Origin of the sequence: Litoribacillus peritrichatus (assembly GCF_039537985.1) — a bacterium.
GTDB lineage: Bacteria > Pseudomonadota > Gammaproteobacteria > Pseudomonadales > Litoribrevibacteraceae > Litoribacillus > Litoribacillus peritrichatus.
Genome location: NZ_BAABBN010000016.1, coordinates 1 through 550, shown reverse-complemented (window position 1 = coordinate 550; position 550 = coordinate 1). Strand labels below are relative to the sequence as shown.

Genomic DNA, 550 nt, shown 5'->3' with positions numbered 1-550 from the left:
AAACCACTTCGTCGATCAAAACACGTGCTTTAAGATCGATAGACACACCAGACTGACCGGTCATGTCTGACAGTACTGAATCATCCAAAGACTCAAGTGCCTGAACGGAAGTTAATGGGGCAGCGATTGCAGCTACTAGAGCCAGCTTTTTGAAACCTTTCATGGAAGAACTCCTGATTATTATTTTTAATTTTTATTTAACAGAGCCGTTTTAACTCATAGATCCACTATAACGAACTATTCGTTCCAGAATACCCAACAATAAGCAAAGAAACCGCGTTCATGCCACACATTCAAAACCCACCTTTAGTTTAGGTTACCCTGAAACAGACCACCCACACCCACTAACACTCAAAAAAAGACAAAAAACCGTAACAAAAACACTCAACCAATCTCAAAAAGTAACACCCACAAAAAAAACCGCCCGAAGGCGGTTTTTTTTAAACCCGAAGAGTCTTAGGTATTAGTGACCGTATACAGTCAAAGTTGTACCAGACACGTCCAAGTTCTCTAGATGTACGTTACCGATTGAGCTAGTCACCAATCCAGC

1 protein-coding gene is annotated in these 550 nt (G+C 41.1%); it reads right to left on the bottom strand.

Annotated features, from left to right (window positions below; translation table 11 throughout):
- A partial coding sequence (locus ABD744_RS21505; protein WP_344800667.1) for a DUF6160 family protein occupies positions 1-163 on the bottom strand: 163 nt, incomplete at its 3' end.
- Positions 164-550 lie beyond the last annotated feature (387 nt).